This window comes from Marinitoga sp. 1137, assembly GCF_001941525.1.
Classification (GTDB): Bacteria; Thermotogota; Thermotogae; order Petrotogales; family Petrotogaceae; genus Marinitoga; species Marinitoga piezophila.
Window position 1 is genome coordinate 629242 of sequence record NZ_CP009471.1, and the last position, 15045, is coordinate 644286.

The window sequence follows — 15045 nt, forward strand, 5'->3', positions numbered from 1 at the left end:
GTAATATATTTGCAAATAAAAAACGTTATACTATTAATACCCCACCCTATATAGGGGGTGTATAAAAGGAGGAATTAATATGAAAAAAGAAGTTTTAAAAAATGAAAATTCGAAAAATATTGTAGAAAAAGAATTAGGTGTTATTGGTATGACATGTACTTCATGTGCAAGAACAATAGAAAAAAAATTGGAAAAATTGGACGGCATTGAAAAAGTAAATGTAAATTTTGCTACTGAAAAATTATCTTTAAAATTCGATCCTACAAAAGTTGATGAAAATGAGATAAAAAAAATAGTTAAAGACGTTGGTTATGATTTAGACATACCGTCAGATTATAAAACCATTACTATTCCAATTGAAGGAATGACATGTTCATCATGTGCTAACGCAATTACAAAATCAATAAATAAAATTGATGGTATTATTTCAGTTAATGTGAATTTTGCCACAGAAAAAGCTATTGTTTCATATGATCCTAAAACAGTTAGAATTAGTAATATAAAAAAAGCAATAGAAAATGCAGGTTACAAACCACTGAATGTATCTTCAAAAGACAATATAGATTATGAAAAGGAAAGAAGACAAAAAGAAATTAAAATTTTATGGAACAAATTTTTAGTTTCTGCATTCTTTTCTATACCTTTATTATTTATTTCAATGGGACATTTGCTTGGAATTAATTTGCCAAATATTATAAATCCCGATACTAATCCTCTTAACTTTGCACTTTCTCAATTATTGCTAGTTATACCAATTGTAATTGCTGGTTATAAATTTTATACTATTGGATTTAGGAATTTAATAAAATTTAGTCCTAATATGGACTCATTAATTGCGATTGGTACATCCGCCGCTATTTTATATGGTTTATTTGCTACTTATCAAATATATTTAGGAAACACTGAATACGCAAATGATCTGTACTTTGAAACAGCTGGAGTTATAGTAACTTTAATTTTGCTCGGAAAATATCTTGAAAGTGTAACAAAAGGCAGAACATCAGAAGCTATTAAAAAATTGATGGGATTACAGCCTAAAACAGCTCTTTTATTTCTTGAAGGAAAAGAAATTGAAATTCCGGTAGATGAGGTAGAAATTGGAGATATCTTAATTGTAAAACCTGGAGAAAAAATTCCAGTTGATGGTATTATTATAGAAGGTCACACTTCAATTGATGAATCCATGCTTACTGGTGAAAGCATTCCTGTTGAAAAAAGTGTAAATGATAAAGTTATTGGTGGTTCTATTAATAAAAATGGAAGTATTAAGTTTAAGGCAACAAAAGTTGGAAAGGATACTGCACTTGCCCAAATAATAAAATTAGTTGAAGAAGCTCAGGGTTCAAAAGCTCCTATCGCTAAGATGGCAGATGTAATTTCCGGATATTTTGTACCAATAGTAATTTCAATTGCAATAATTGCAGCAATAGCATGGTACCTAAGTGGCGCAGGGCAAATATTCGCATTAACTATTTTTATTTCTGTTCTTGTTATTGCCTGTCCGTGTGCTTTGGGGTTAGCAACACCTACAGCAATTATGGTTGGTACAGGTAAAGGTGCAGAATATGGTGTATTGATAAAAGGTGGAGAACCTCTGGAAACAACATATAAAATAAAAACAATTGTGTTTGATAAAACCGGAACAATAACAGAAGGCAAGCCAAAAGTAACAAATATATATACAACAGGAAATTATTCCGAAGATGAGTTGTTAAGTTTTGCAGCAACTGCTGAAAAAGGATCAGAACATCCGCTTGGAGATGCTATAGTAAAGGCTGCTGAAGAAAAAAATTTATCTTTAAAAAAAATTGATAGTTTTATAGCTATTCCAGGGTATGGTATTGAAGTGACAATTGAAGGTATGAAAATTTATCTTGGAAATATGAAACTTATGAAAGATAAAAAAATTGAAATAACCCTAATGAAAGAATCAAATAAATTGGCAGAAGAAGGAAAAACTCCAATGTTTATCGCAATAAATGGAAAATTAGAAGGAATAATAGCAGTTGCTGATACTTTAAAGCCTTCAAGCAAACATGCAATAAAAAGATTACATGAAATGGGAATAAAGGTTGCAATGATAACTGGAGACAATAAAAAAACAGCAAATGCTATTGCAAAACAGGTAGGTATAGATATCGTTCTTGCTGAAGTACTACCGCAGGATAAAGCAAATGAAATAAAAAAACTCCAAAAAGATGGAGAGATTGTAGCAATGGTTGGAGATGGGATAAATGATGCTCCTGCTTTAGCACAAGCAGATGTTGGAATAGCAATTGGTTCAGGAACAGATGTTGCAATTGAATCAGCTGATATTGTTTTAATGAAAAGTGATATTGAAGATGTAGTAACAGCAATTCAATTGAGTAAAGCAACAATAAGAAATATAAAACAAAATTTATTCTGGGCATTTGGATACAATACAGCAGGTATTCCGATAGCAGCAGGTGTATTGCATATCTTTGGAGGCCCATTATTAAGTCCTATGATTGCTGCAGCAGCAATGTCATTTAGTTCAGTATCTGTATTGTTAAATGCGTTAAGATTAAAAAATTTTAAACCAAAAAATTAAGGAGGAATGACTATGAAAAAAGAAATAATTATTAGTGGAATGAATTGTGAGCATTGTATAATGCATGTAAAAAGAGAGTTGACAAAATTACCAGATATAAATATTCTTTCTGTGGAAATAGGTAAAGCAGTTATAAAAGGTAATATATCTGACGAAAAACTCATAGAAGCTATTGATGAAGCTGGATATGAGATAAAAGAAATTAAAATTATTGAATAAATCCATACAACAAGGAGTGATAAAATGCCTGATAACAAAGAAAGTTTAGCATTATTAAAAACTGCTAAAGGACAGGTAGAAGCTATTATAAGAATGATAGAAGAGGATAGATACTGTATAGACATTTCCAAACAAATATTGGCATCAATTGCTCTATTAAAAAAAGCTAATTCAAAAATTTTAATTAACCATCTTGAACACTGTGTAAAAAATGCTGCCTATTCAAATGATAAAGATGAAATAAATCAAAAAATAGTTGAATTAGAAGAAGTAATCGAATATCTAAACAAGAATATATAATTGAACTATTACTTATACTCTCAATAGAAAAATAATTTAAATAAATTAAAAATTCTAAGGAATTTTTAAGGAAAAGGTGTTATACTGTATATACCCCATCACAGGGGTGCAGGGATTAAACAAACAACAAATTAAAAGAAAGGAGTGATAATATGTTGACAAAAATTAATGAAAATATGAGTTTAAAGGAAATAATGGATATGGATAATAAGTTATTTAATGAATTAAAAAATTTTGGTTTTGATATATGTTGTGCAAAAATGAGTAATTTAAAAGAAAGCTGTATAGATAAAGGATTAAATGTAAACATTGTTATAAGAAAATTAAATGATGTTGTTGATGAAATAAATTACATTGAAAAATTAATTTTGGAAAATAAATAAATTCTAAGGAATTTTTAAGGAAGTAATGTTATGATATTTATACCCCCCCGGGTACGGGAGTATACAAACAAGGAGGAAAAGTTATGAATTATGGAATATTAAAAGAAACAGACTATTATTTTGAAGAAGCTATAAAAAAGGTTGAAGAAGAATTAAAAAAAGAAGGTTTTGGTATTTTAATGAGAATTGATCTTGATGAAAAATTCAAAGCAAAATTAGGAATAGACTTTAAAAAATACACAATACTTGGAGCTTGTAATCCGCAAAATGCTCATAAGGCAATAATTGCAGAAGAAAATGTTGGTTTATTTTTACCCTGTAATGTAATCATATATGAAAAAAACAACAAAACAAGCATTGCTGTAATAAAACCAACAATAGCAATGGAATCAACAAATAATGATAAAGTTTTTAAAATTGCCAATGAAATAGAAAATTCCCTAATAAAGGTTATTAATAAAATTTAAAGAAAGGAGTGGAATATTATGCATGGATGGAACTGGTATGGAGTTAGACCATATTATGGATTTGGAGCTTTTGGAGGTTATAGTTTTTTGGGTATGATATTTAATTTTGTATTTTTAATATTTTTTCTTGTAATAACTTATTATATTATAAAAAAGATTTTTTTTAGCAATAATTTTAATTTTAAAAATGATTTTCAAAATAAAAAAGATGATAATTCCAACGCATTAAAAATTTTGAATGAAAAATTTGTAAAAGGCGAAATTTCCGAGGAAGAATATTTAAGAAAAAAAGAATTAATTCAAAAAAAATAAAGAGAGGTGAATGGTATGATGTTTTTTGGTCTATTATTAATAATAATTATAATATGGTATTTTATGAAAAATCCTGAAGCAGCAAAAAAATTAAGTGAATTCCAGTATAGTAGTGAAGATTCGAAAAAAGAAGCTTTAAAAATTTTAAATGAAAAATTTGTAAATGGTGAAATTACCGAGGAAGAATATTTAAGAAAAAAGAAACTTATTGAGTGAACAAATTTATTGTAAATAAAGAAATTTATGAGGTGATTTTATGAACGAATTAATGAAAATAGTAGATATAGATGATGAATATGTTTATGTACATGCTTTAGAAGCTTTAAATTGTACTTCATGTACTATAAAAGGTTCATGTAATTTAATGGGTAATTCAAACAGAAGAATTAAGGTACTTAATCCTAAAAAATTGAAATTAAACAAAAATGAATATGTATATATAGAAAAAGAAAGTTCTTTAGAATACAAAGCAGCATTTATTATGTATGGAATTCCTTTATTAATGATGGTTATTTTAACTGTTTCTTTATTCTCATTAGGATTAAGTGAAATACTTTCATTTATTATTGGATTAACCGGAATGATTGCCTCATATTACTTCATATATCTTTATGACAAAAATATAGCAAAAACAAAATATATTCCAAAAATAATTAAAAAAGTTAATGTATATAAAAATTTCAGTATATAGGAGGTTAGAAAATGCCATGCGGAGGTTTATTTGGATTTCACAGAAGAAATTTTTGGTATTGGAGAAATAAAAATTATGATAAACAGTGGGAAAATTATGAAAATCATGAAAAACAAATCCAGTATGAAAATACGTATCAACCTGCATTAGAAGAAGAAAATAAGAAAAGCAAGGCTTTAGATTTATTGGATGAAAAATTTGTTAAAGGCGAAATAACTGAAGAAGAATACCTTAGAAAAAAGGGTAGTATAATAAAAAGTGTGTAAATAAAAAAATAGAAAAATAAAAAGAATGAATATGTGAAAAAAGGAAGCCTAGGAGTGTGGTGAAAGAGAAAGGGGATTTTGAAAAAAAGGTTACATGGGGGGATAGTAATGCCGAGAAAAAGAAAAGAGGAAAATGAACAGATTCTTGGCAATGTGGATAGGAATTTCATAAAACAATATATAAAAGAAAATGGAATTAAGGATTGGAATGATGTTGAGGATATAAGCAAAAAGCTTGTAAAAATAATGCTTGAAGAAATGTTGAAAGCAGAAATGGATTATGAACTTGGATATGAAAAGTATTCCAGAAAACCTGAGGATAACGATAATTATCGAAATGGTTATTCTAAAAAAACTGTAATAACTAAAAATGGTGAGATGGAATTAACAGTTCCAAGGGATAGGAATGGAGAATTTGAACCACAAATTGTTAAAAAGAGACAAAGACATATTTCTGTTATTGAGGATTTGGTATTATCGCTATATTCAAAAGGATTAAGTGTCAGGGATATTAGAGACCATATTAAAGAAATATATGATGTGGAAGTTTCTCCAGAGAAAATCAGTATGATTACTAATTCTGTAATGCCTTTAATAAATGATTGGAGAAATAGACCTTTGGAAGAGATATATGCTATTGTATATCTGGACGCTTCATTTTATTCAGTAAAAGAAGATGGTGTTGTTAAAAGAAAGGCTATATATAACGTCATAGGTATTAATCTTGATGGATATAAGGATATCCTTGGTATATACATAGAAAAAACTGAATCCTCAAGATTCTGGATGAATGTCTTGAATGATTTAAAAGCCAGAGGTGTTAAAGATATTTTAATCGCTTCTGTTGATGGGTTAAATGGTTTTGTTGATGCAATCCATACCGCTTTCCCTAATACTGAAGTTCAAATGTGTATTGTCCATCAATTGAGAAATACATTTAAATATGTCCCTCATAAGCATAGAAAAGCTGTTGTTAAGGATTTAAAACCTATATATCAAGCTCCAAGTCTTGAAGCTGCTGAAGCTGCACTTGAAGATTTCGAAAAAAAATGGGGCGAAACTCACCCCTTGGCAGTACAAATATGGAAAAATAATTGGGATAAATTATCAGCCTATTTTAAATATTCAGAACCAATAAGAAGGCTGATATACACAACCAATCCAATAGAAAATGTTCATAGACAATTTAGAAAAATAACCAAAAACAAAAGCGTATTTCCAACAGATGACTCATTGATAAAAGCAATATATTTTGCAGCAATGAGAATAACGGAAAAATGGACTACAAGAATTAGGGATTGGGGACAAATATTAAATGAGTTAAGAATATATTTTGGAGATGATAGAGTGCCTATTTACAGAACAAACGATTAAAAAGAAAATTCAAAATTCTGTATATATTAAACTTTGAAAAGTGAATATTTCTTAAAAGATTGCACTAAATTGTGCAAAAGGAGTGAAAACTCAAAAATTAGCTTCTTAAAAAACAAAAAGATTATTAAAAAAATTATTCAAACAATTTTTAATATCTCATTAAAAATTATAACTCTAATATTTTGATTTCACAAAGTATTGAATTTTCTTGAATTATTAAGAATAAACATCATATTTATTCCTAAACACAAATAATCTCTTATAACCAACTATAATTAATTTACACAGTATTTTGGATAGTCCCAAAAACTTTAAAACGGAACAATGATTCTTAAAATAAATCTTTGAAAAACCTTTATTCAAATCAATATATAGTAGGGGGTCAATTTTTTACCCCAGGGGGTCAAAAGTTACTTGACATTTGCAATTTCTTTCTTTTGAAAAATTTAAGAATTCATTCCATCGGTTTATTTTAATCGGAGTTATTTTTGAGGTTGAATACAATTTAACCCAATAATTGTATAAATTAGAACCATAACCAAAAATGCTGTCAGGTGAATACATTTCATCATCTCTTATTTTATCAAATTCTATTTTATATATCATTTCATCATTTATTTTTAAAGATACTCTTTTGGGAATTATTTTAGTATTTTCTCCTACTTTCTCAAAAATATTTATTTCAATTTTTGGAAATAAATAAAAAGGAATTTCAACTGGAACATTTTCAGATAAATTATAAATATTATTGTTTATTCTAATCTTCGAAATAACAAGCTCTTTTTTTCTTATATCTGTATAATTTATATATTCAAGAGCATCTTCTACAATTTCAATTTTATTATCTCCGAACTTTTTAATTTCCCTTATTTCAAAATGAACATTTGGTACCTGTGCCTCACCGCTTTTTCCAGAAAAACCTATAATATCTCTCTTTTTAATAACAATTTCTTTTTTAGGAAAATTAATTTTAGCAAAATTATTCCCAAATTCTTTTTTTACAGAATCAACTATATTTTGAACTATTCCATTAAATGAACTCAAATGTGCATAAACACTAAGCCTATTTATTGACGGATGATAAATAAATATAGTATTGCCATAGATTGGTTCATTTAACCATATTTTATAAACATAACCATTTTCGATAGAGCGTATAGGAATTCCTGCTTTTGAAAATGAAGAAAAATCAATTCCAGTATGAAAATGTGGTTTATTTCCTGTATTTCTATATTCTCCAAAAGAAGATGTAATGTATGAATTTTCTATTGGGATTTGAAAAAGTTCAGAAAAAAAGATTGTTAGAATTAGAATATATAGTGTAATTAATAAATATCTCATATAATACCTCCTTTTTGATATTTGAACAAATATTCAATTAAATAATATCAGTATTTTATTAACTCTAATATGTATATTGTGTAAATTTACTTTTAATTAATTTATTTTGTTTGACATTGAAAAAATTTTTTGCTATAATATATTTGAATAATCATTCAAGTATTCAAATAAAAGAGGTGAGAAAAATGAAAAAAAAGGAACTTGTACTCGACGGTTTAAATTGTGCAAGTTGTGCTGCAAAAATAGAAGAAAACGTAAAAAATTTGGAAAATGTTGAAGGAGTAGAATTAAATTTTATTACCAAAACATTGTCTGTTAATGTAGATGATGAAGATAAAATAGAAGAAATAAAAAAATTAGTAAAAAATATTGAACCAGAAGTATTGGTATACGAAAAAAACAATAAAAATGAAAAAAATAATGAAAACGGTCATAATCATGGCGATGAAGAATTTAACAGAAAATTTGAAATTATCAGATTAATTTCTGCACTTGGTATATTTTTAACTGCCTTGTTTGTAAAAGAGCCTGTTTGGCTTCAGATTTCATTATACATTATTGCATACTTAATTTCTGGTGGAAAGGTATTAATAAGGTCTTTTAAAAATATTATACGTGGAAATATTTTTGATGAAAATTTTTTAATGAGTGTTGCAACAATAGGTGCTTTTTCAATAGGTGAATTTCCTGAAGCAGTTGGAGTTATGGTATTTTATGAAATCGGTGAACTATTACAGGACATGGCTGTAGATAATTCAAAAAAATCCATAAAAGCTTTGTTGGATATTAGACCGGATTATGCAAATCTTTTGAAAAATGGAAAAGAAATAAAAGTATCTCCAGAAGAAGTTAAAAAAGGTGACCTAATAATTGTAAAACCTGGTGAGAGAATACCATTAGATGGTTTTATAGTAAAAGGAAATTCTATGGTTGACACGTCTGCTTTAACAGGTGAGTCTGTTCCCAGAACAATAAAAGAAAATGATGAAGTGATGAGCGGGTTTATAAATCTTAATGGTGTTATTACAATAAAGGTTGATAAAGAATATGCAGAATCTACTATTTCTAAAATACTTGATATGGTTGAAAATGCTGCAGCAAAAAAAGCAAAAAGTGAAAAACTTATAACAAAATTTGCAAAGTATTATACACCTGTTGTTGTATTTCTGGCTATCGCTTTAGCAACATTACCTCCATTAATTACAGGTGCATCATTTAATGAATGGTTATACAGGGCTTTGATTTTCCTTGTTATTTCCTGTCCATGTGGTCTTGTTGTTTCCATACCCCTTGGATATTTCGCAGGAGTAGGTGCCTTGTCTAAACGTGGAGTTCTTGTAAAAGGCGGAAATTACCTGGAACGGCTTAAAAATTTAGATATAATAATTTTTGATAAAACTGGTACATTAACTGAGGGAGTTTTTGAAGTTGTTGATATAAAAGCTTTTAATAATTTTAAAGAAAAAGAAATACTTGAAATAGCTGCATATGCCGAAAAGCATTCAAATCATCCAATAGCGGAATCAATAAAAAGAAAATTTGGAAAAAATATAACTAAAGATAATATAGAAGATTATGAAGAAATTTCAGGTTATGGAATAAAAGCAAAAATAAATAAAAAAGAAATATTAGTAGGAAATAAAAAATTAATGAGTATGTATGGAATAAAAACTCCAGAAATTAAATACAATGGAACTATAGTATTTGTTGCTATTGATGGCAAATTTGCAGGATATATTGAAATATCAGATAGAATAAAACCTGGTGTCGCTGAAGTAATAAAAAATCTAAAGAATTTAGGAATTAAAAAAACAGTAATGCTTACTGGAGATAATAAGAAAGTAGCGGAATCTGTTGCAAAAGAACTTGAAATTGATGAATATTATGCCGAATTACTTCCCGGGGATAAAATAAAACTTTTTGAAAAATTTATAAATGGAGTTTCTACTGCTTTTGTCGGCGATGGAATAAATGATGCTCCTGTATTAACAAGAGCCGATGTTGGTATTGCAATGGGAGGTCTTGGCTCAGATGCAGCAATAGAAGCAGCTGATGTTGTTATTATGGACGATGATATTTCCAAATTAGTTGATTCAATAATGATTTCAAGAAAAACTTTAAAAATAACCTGGCAAAATATAATATTAGTTCTTGGAATAAAAGTATTATTTCTCACACTTGGTGCATTAGGAAAAACAGACATGTGGGGGGCCGTATTTGCTGATGTTGGTGTAACTTTAATAGCAGTATTTAATACGTTAAGAATTTTAAAAAAATAACACTCGCGACTTTGCGAGTGTTATTTTCTTTCATTTATATGAATATATCCAACTTCTATTAATTCTTTTACATGTTCATCATCAAGGGAATAATACACTACTTTTCCAACTTTTCTATATTTTACAAGATTAGCCTGTCTTAAAACCCTCAACTGATGTGAAACGGCGGAAATTGTTTTTCCAAGAACATAAGACAAATCACATACACACATTTCTTCAACCTGCATTAAAGTATATAAAATTTTCATTCTCGTTTTATCACCAATTACTTTAAATAATTCTGTTAATTCATTTAACGTTTTTTCATCTGGAGTATTTTCTCGAACATTTTTTACTATATCTTCATGAATCTCAATAGTTTGACATATTTCAATACTATCTTTATTAGATTTTGCAGCTTTTTTCATACTTTCCCACCTTCTTAATATAGTTTATAAATATTATATAATGAATTTCTTTAAAAGTCAATAAATCCAACATATTAATGTTATTAAATTCACATATTTTCGTAAAAAAGAAATTGTATAATTAAATTGGATAAAAAATATCATATTTAATTTGGAGGTGAAATTATGGCATATATGAATTTTAAAATTACATCTGAAAGCGAAACACCAACCAAAACTATAGTAAAAGCTAGAAATTTCGAAATGATAATAGACGAACCAGAAAATCTTGGAGGTAATGATGATGGTGCAAATCCTGTTGAATTTTTATTGGCATCTTTAGCTGGTTGTTTAAACGTTGTAGGTCATTTAGTAGCAAAAGAAATGGGATTTGAAATTAAAAAAATGAAAATAAACATTGATGGTGATCTTAATCCTGCTAAATTTCTCGGAAAACCTTCAAAAGATAGAACAGGATATGTAAAAATTAATGTATCCTTTGAATTAGAAACAACAGCTGATAAAAATACTTTAAATGAATGGCTAAAAATTGTTGAATCAAGATGTCCGGTATCTGATAATTTAAGCAATCCTACACCAATTGAATTTAATATTTCAACATTCTAAAAAAGCCAGAGGAAATTCCTCTGGCTTCAATTAAATTCTGTATTTTTTTCTGGTTGATAATATTCATCAGGTAGAGAGAAATAACCTATTATCACAAATATAGAGGCAATAAAGTAAAGAACAAATCCTATAAGAATTACAAATAATATAAGCCCCCATTTTGTAAAAGTTGCTGCTTTATAAAAATAATCATTCCCAAAATAATCACCTAAAAGATTATATGCTTTAATTTTATAAATTACAGGAATTATCATTAATGCAATAAATAATAATAAAACCCTGAAGGAAGATGAAAAAAAGAAATTTGTTTCCACATTATAATAATTAATTCCTGTGACAGTATCGTGAAAATCTTTTAAAATTCCTAAAAAACCAAATGCATAAATGGCATAAATAAATATAGTTGGCCATAACAAATAATTAAAAATACGTTTATCTCTTACAACCTGACTTATCTTATAAACTCCTACCAACTCGAGAATTGCTCCTATTATCCCAAAATGACCTGCAAAACTCAGTATTGCCCCAACTCCCGCTAAAATTTTCGCTGTTTTTAATTCGTTATTCATAAAATCCCCTCCTTTTAATGAGAATTTATTCACAACTTAGTGTAAATTTTTATTTTAAAAAAAGAATATATATATAAATCATGCATATTATATCATAATATTTCATTTTTTTCAAGAATTTATAAAATATCGTTATAATGTTTCTTATTATAAATTCTAAAAAGTTATGGTATAATATTATTATAAACAGAAAACGTTATCAATACAAATAATACCATTAAAATCATAAAAAAGGAGTGATGAAAATGGATTACATGAAAGTATATGAAGAATGGTTAAATAGCCCATATGTAGACGAAGATACAAAAAAAGAATTATTATCCATAAAGGATAATGAAAAGGAAATCATGGAAAGATTTTACAAAGAACTCGAATTTGGAACTGCAGGGTTAAGAGGTGTGCTTGGTGCAGGAACAAATAGAATGAATATATACACAGTTGGTAAGGCTACTCAGGGATTGGCAGACTTTATCATATCAAAAGGCGAAGAATATATGAAACGTGGTGTGGTAATTGCCTATGATGTTAGACATATGTCACCTGAATTTGCAAAAACAGCAGCTTTAGTTTTAGCTGGAAATGGCATAAAGGTTTATTTATTTGATCATATTGCACCAACTCCATTATTGTCATATTCTGTTAGAAGATTAAAAACTGCTGCTGGTATTGTTATTACAGCAAGTCATAATCCTAAAAATTATAATGGTTATAAAGTATATTGGGAACAGGGATCACAAATTCTTGATGATGTTGCTATTCCTGTAATGGAAAATATAAAGAAATTAACAGATTTCTCTATGATTAAAAAGATTACTGAGGAAGAAGCTTTAAATAAAGGATTATTGGAATATGTAGGAAAAGAAATTGAAGACGAATATATTGAAAAAGTAAAAGGTCTTGCAATAAGAGAAGAAATTGATAAAGATATAAAGATTGTTTATACACCTTTAAATGGGACAGGAAATAAACCTGTAAGAAGAGTACTTGCAGAAAGAGGATTTAAAAATGTTTTTGTTGTTCCTGAACAGGAAAATCCAGATCCTGACTTCACAACTGTTGGTTATCCAAACCCGGAAGATTTAAAGGCTTTTGAATATGCAAAAAGATTGGCTAAAGAAAAAGATGCTGATTTAATTATTGCAACTGATCCAGATTGTGATAGAACAGCTGTAGTAGTTAAACACAATGGAGAATATGTTCCTCTAAACGGAAATCAAACAGGTGCTATTTTAATAAAATATATTATTGAAGGAAGAAAAGAAAAAGGCACTTTATCAGATAAAGGTATGATTATAAAATCTATTGTTACAGGAGATCTCGGTAAGGAACTTGCTGCAAAGTATGGAATTGTAACCTTTGAAACTTTAACAGGATTTAAGAATATCTGTGGTCTTGAAAATGAATTAGAAGGTAAATATGATTTTGAATTTGGCTATGAAGAAAGTATTGGTTATGTAACAGGTACATTTGTAAGGGATAAAGATGGAGTAATTTCATCAATGTTTGTTTCAGAAGCTGCTGCATATTATAAAACACAGGGGAAAACACTTGTAGATGTATTATACGATTTATACAACGAAATTGGATATTACTTTGAAAACAACTTCTCATTGATTATAGAAGGTCTTGAAGGAATGGAAAAGATGAAGAGAATTATGGAAACATACAGAAAAGAATTCCCAAAAGAAATTGGAGATATGAAACTTGTAAGATATATAGATTATCTTGAAAGAAAGGATAAAGATCTTGTTTCAGGTGAAGAAAAAGAAACAGATGTACCAAAATCCAATGTTTTAAGATTTTTCTTTGATGACGGTTCATGGTATGCTGTAAGACCGTCAGGAACAGAACCAAAATTAAAAATTTATATTTACTCAAAGGATAAAAATGAAGAAAAATCAAAAGAAAAATTAGCTCTTATGAAAGAAAAAATAATGGAAATTATTAACTCTGTTGAATAATATAATAAATAAAAGCTCCCATATGGGAGCTTTTATTTTATACATTAAAATCCTACAGCAAAATTAATATTTAATCCAGTATTTACACCATCAAATAATTTGTCTGTATCTGGTGCTTCTGACTGTACTGATATATTTAATTCACCAAAGAAAACATTAACTCCAAGTCCTCCATCAAATCTCCAGAAATTTATATTTCCTCCATCATATGAGTAATTTCTTATTTCTGCCCATACTGGTAATAATCCCCAGAATAAAGCTTTTCCCGCAGAAACGCCCCATACTGTATCCTCTGTATCTGGTGCATATTCAATAAATGGAACAAAATCAAATATTATAGGTAATGTCAGGAAGAAGGTCATTTTCCATGGAGGCATACTTTTAAATGGCTCTTCATTTGTTAAGCTACCTATTTCAAAGTTTGTAAATTCAACATATTCAGTGTCCATTTCTCCATATACAAAATTTGTATCATATTTATATATATCACTACCCTGAGAAATTGTAATATCCTTTAATCCAAAACCTATTGCAGGGTAATTTTTACCTGCTACAAATCCTATGTCCATTGTGATTATTCCATTATTCATAAGTTTATCTGATAAATCTTCAATATCTTCAAATATCTTCATATCATCAAATAAAAGGGAATAGTCATATGGAAGTTCATGGATTCTTCCTTTAAATGCTGATACTACAATAAATTTTTCGCTTTCACTATCACATCTCACATCAAACACAGGAACATGACTTTTTACAGTTGCTCCAAATGAAAAATCCTTTCCTTTTAATCCAAAATAAACTCCTCCTGTTACCCATAATGAATTTTCAAGAAATTTGTTATAATCGATAAAATCCTTATTTGTTATATTTAATTCAGGAGCCACTACTAATGCACCTAACTTTAGTTTTGAATATAAATCAAGAATTTGTTTTCTTCCAAGAATATTAGCTTCTTCTAAATCATATAAACCAGATATATTTCCAACAAGATTCAAGTCCATTGCTTCTTCAAAGGATAAATTTGCATCCTGTACTATTCCTAAGTTTAAAGTTCCTCCTAATTCAATATTATTTCTTGCTGACCATGCTATTAAAGCCGGATTCACTTCCCGGTTCCATGGCGATAATGCGTTAATGGCAGAAAATGCTGTAATAACCATAAATATGGTAAGGATAAAAATAATGTTTCTTTTCATTTTAAACCACCCCTTTCAAAAATTTCAAATATATATATCGCCTATTATTATAAAAACTTTAATTATAATCGCTCCTCATTTTTATTATATCACAAAAAT

17 protein-coding genes are annotated in these 15045 nt (G+C 28.1%); 13 read left to right on the forward strand and 4 right to left on the reverse strand.

Translation table 11 applies throughout. The features are described 5' to 3' along the window. Positions 1-79: 79 nt before the first annotated feature. From LN42_RS03170 to LN42_RS03215, 10 genes are all read left to right on the forward strand, one after another. Entirely contained in the window at positions 80-2572 is a 2493-nt protein-coding gene (locus LN42_RS03170) for a heavy metal translocating P-type ATPase (protein ID WP_075780336.1), read from the forward strand. Between the two features lie 12 nt (positions 2573-2584). Then, on the forward strand, positions 2585-2791 hold the full coding sequence (locus LN42_RS03175) for a heavy-metal-associated domain-containing protein (protein ID WP_075780337.1): 207 nt from the start codon (positions 2585-2587) through the stop codon (positions 2789-2791). A gap of 24 nt (positions 2792-2815) precedes the next feature. Then, entirely contained in the window at positions 2816-3091 is a 276-nt protein-coding gene (locus LN42_RS03180) for a metal-sensing transcriptional repressor (protein WP_075780338.1), read from the forward strand. A 152-nt stretch (positions 3092-3243) separates the two neighbouring features. Beyond that, positions 3244-3474: a hypothetical protein gene (locus tag LN42_RS03185; protein ID WP_075780339.1), complete on the forward strand. Its 231-nt coding sequence runs from the start codon at positions 3244-3246 to the stop codon at positions 3472-3474. Positions 3475-3557: 83 nt separating this feature from the next. Continuing rightward, positions 3558-3941 carry a DUF302 domain-containing protein gene (locus LN42_RS03190; RefSeq protein WP_075780340.1) on the forward strand — a complete coding sequence of 128 codons (384 nt, stop codon included), beginning with the start codon at positions 3558-3560 and terminating at the stop codon, positions 3939-3941. A gap of 18 nt (positions 3942-3959) precedes the next feature. Further along, positions 3960-4253 carry an SHOCT domain-containing protein gene (locus LN42_RS03195; protein WP_075780341.1) on the forward strand — a complete coding sequence of 98 codons (294 nt, stop codon included), beginning with the start codon at positions 3960-3962 and terminating at the stop codon, positions 4251-4253. Between the two features lie 15 nt (positions 4254-4268). Beyond that, positions 4269-4469 carry an SHOCT domain-containing protein gene (locus tag LN42_RS11195; protein WP_198029631.1) on the forward strand — a complete coding sequence of 67 codons (201 nt, stop codon included), beginning with the start codon at positions 4269-4271 and terminating at the stop codon, positions 4467-4469. A gap of 40 nt (positions 4470-4509) precedes the next feature. Beyond that, on the forward strand, positions 4510-4944 hold the full coding sequence (locus LN42_RS03205) for a SoxR reducing system RseC family protein (protein ID WP_075780342.1): 435 nt from the start codon (positions 4510-4512) through the stop codon (positions 4942-4944). 11 nt (positions 4945-4955) lie between these two features. After that, the gene (locus tag LN42_RS03210; RefSeq protein WP_075780343.1) at positions 4956-5210 is read left to right on the forward strand and encodes an SHOCT domain-containing protein; all 255 of its coding nucleotides are present in this window, start codon (positions 4956-4958) and stop codon (positions 5208-5210) included. Between the two features lie 108 nt (positions 5211-5318). Next, positions 5319-6584, forward strand: a complete 1266-nt coding sequence (locus LN42_RS03215; protein WP_075780256.1) for an IS256 family transposase — start codon at positions 5319-5321, stop codon at positions 6582-6584. Positions 6585-6974: 390 nt separating this feature from the next. On the opposite strand, the gene LN42_RS03220 is transcribed toward LN42_RS03215, so the two are convergent. Further along, positions 6975-7925: a M23 family metallopeptidase gene (locus tag LN42_RS03220; protein WP_075780344.1), complete on the reverse strand. Its 951-nt coding sequence runs from the start codon at positions 7923-7925 to the stop codon at positions 6975-6977. A 185-nt stretch (positions 7926-8110) separates the two neighbouring features. Between LN42_RS03220 and LN42_RS03225 the strand changes: the two genes are divergently transcribed. Continuing rightward, on the forward strand, positions 8111-10204 hold the full coding sequence (locus tag LN42_RS03225) for a heavy metal translocating P-type ATPase (RefSeq protein ID WP_075780345.1): 2094 nt from the start codon (positions 8111-8113) through the stop codon (positions 10202-10204). A 20-nt stretch (positions 10205-10224) separates the two neighbouring features. Here the strand turns inward: LN42_RS03225 and LN42_RS03230 are convergent, their stop codons facing one another. Further along, positions 10225-10611: a helix-turn-helix transcriptional regulator gene (locus LN42_RS03230; RefSeq protein ID WP_075780346.1), complete on the reverse strand. Its 387-nt coding sequence runs from the start codon at positions 10609-10611 to the stop codon at positions 10225-10227. Between the two features lie 165 nt (positions 10612-10776). On the opposite strand from LN42_RS03230, the gene LN42_RS03235 reads away from it, so the two are divergent. After that, complete coding sequence (locus tag LN42_RS03235; RefSeq protein ID WP_075780347.1) at positions 10777-11217, forward strand: OsmC family protein; 441 nt, start codon at positions 10777-10779, stop codon at positions 11215-11217. A gap of 26 nt (positions 11218-11243) precedes the next feature. Here LN42_RS03235 and LN42_RS03240 read toward each other — a convergent pair whose 3' ends face one another. Further along, positions 11244-11786, reverse strand: a complete 543-nt coding sequence (locus LN42_RS03240; protein WP_075780348.1) for a DUF996 domain-containing protein — start codon at positions 11784-11786, stop codon at positions 11244-11246. Between the two features lie 245 nt (positions 11787-12031). On the opposite strand from LN42_RS03240, the gene LN42_RS03245 reads away from it, so the two are divergent. Beyond that, positions 12032-13747: a phospho-sugar mutase gene (locus LN42_RS03245; RefSeq protein WP_075780349.1), complete on the forward strand. Its 1716-nt coding sequence runs from the start codon at positions 12032-12034 to the stop codon at positions 13745-13747. Positions 13748-13791: 44 nt separating this feature from the next. Here LN42_RS03245 and LN42_RS03250 read toward each other — a convergent pair whose 3' ends face one another. Beyond that, positions 13792-14946 (reverse strand): hypothetical protein, encoded by a 1155-nt coding sequence (locus tag LN42_RS03250; protein WP_014296090.1) that lies wholly within the window; start codon positions 14944-14946, stop codon positions 13792-13794. Positions 14947-15045: the final 99 nt, after the last annotated feature.

What these genes read in the sequence shown, in the direction of transcription:
- LN42_RS03190 (WP_075780340.1), top strand. Translation starts at nt 3,558, where the DNA reads ATGAATTATGGAATATTAAAAGAAACAGACTATTATTTTGAAGAAGCT.
- LN42_RS03215 (WP_075780256.1), top strand. Translation starts at nt 5,319, where the DNA reads ATGCCGAGAAAAAGAAAAGAGGAAAATGAACAGATTCTTGGCAATGTG.
- LN42_RS03225 (WP_075780345.1), top strand. Translation starts at nt 8,111, where the DNA reads ATGAAAAAAAAGGAACTTGTACTCGACGGTTTAAATTGTGCAAGTTGT.
- LN42_RS03220 (WP_075780344.1), bottom strand. Translation starts at nt 7,925, where the DNA reads ATGAGATATTTATTAATTACACTATATATTCTAATTCTAACAATCTTT.
- LN42_RS03180 (WP_075780338.1), top strand. Translation starts at nt 2,816, where the DNA reads ATGCCTGATAACAAAGAAAGTTTAGCATTATTAAAAACTGCTAAAGGA.
- LN42_RS03185 (WP_075780339.1), top strand. Translation starts at nt 3,244, where the DNA reads ATGTTGACAAAAATTAATGAAAATATGAGTTTAAAGGAAATAATGGAT.
- LN42_RS03210 (WP_075780343.1), top strand. Translation starts at nt 4,956, where the DNA reads ATGCCATGCGGAGGTTTATTTGGATTTCACAGAAGAAATTTTTGGTAT.
- LN42_RS03235 (WP_075780347.1), top strand. Translation starts at nt 10,777, where the DNA reads ATGGCATATATGAATTTTAAAATTACATCTGAAAGCGAAACACCAACC.
- LN42_RS03205 (WP_075780342.1), top strand. Translation starts at nt 4,510, where the DNA reads ATGAACGAATTAATGAAAATAGTAGATATAGATGATGAATATGTTTAT.
- LN42_RS03245 (WP_075780349.1), top strand. Translation starts at nt 12,032, where the DNA reads ATGGATTACATGAAAGTATATGAAGAATGGTTAAATAGCCCATATGTA.
- LN42_RS03175 (WP_075780337.1), top strand. Translation starts at nt 2,585, where the DNA reads ATGAAAAAAGAAATAATTATTAGTGGAATGAATTGTGAGCATTGTATA.
- LN42_RS03230 (WP_075780346.1), bottom strand. Translation starts at nt 10,611, where the DNA reads ATGAAAAAAGCTGCAAAATCTAATAAAGATAGTATTGAAATATGTCAA.
- LN42_RS11195 (WP_198029631.1), top strand. Translation starts at nt 4,269, where the DNA reads ATGATGTTTTTTGGTCTATTATTAATAATAATTATAATATGGTATTTT.
- LN42_RS03250 (WP_014296090.1), bottom strand. Translation starts at nt 14,946, where the DNA reads ATGAAAAGAAACATTATTTTTATCCTTACCATATTTATGGTTATTACA.
- LN42_RS03195 (WP_075780341.1), top strand. Translation starts at nt 3,960, where the DNA reads ATGCATGGATGGAACTGGTATGGAGTTAGACCATATTATGGATTTGGA.
- LN42_RS03240 (WP_075780348.1), bottom strand. Translation starts at nt 11,786, where the DNA reads ATGAATAACGAATTAAAAACAGCGAAAATTTTAGCGGGAGTTGGGGCA.
- LN42_RS03170 (WP_075780336.1), top strand. Translation starts at nt 80, where the DNA reads ATGAAAAAAGAAGTTTTAAAAAATGAAAATTCGAAAAATATTGTAGAA.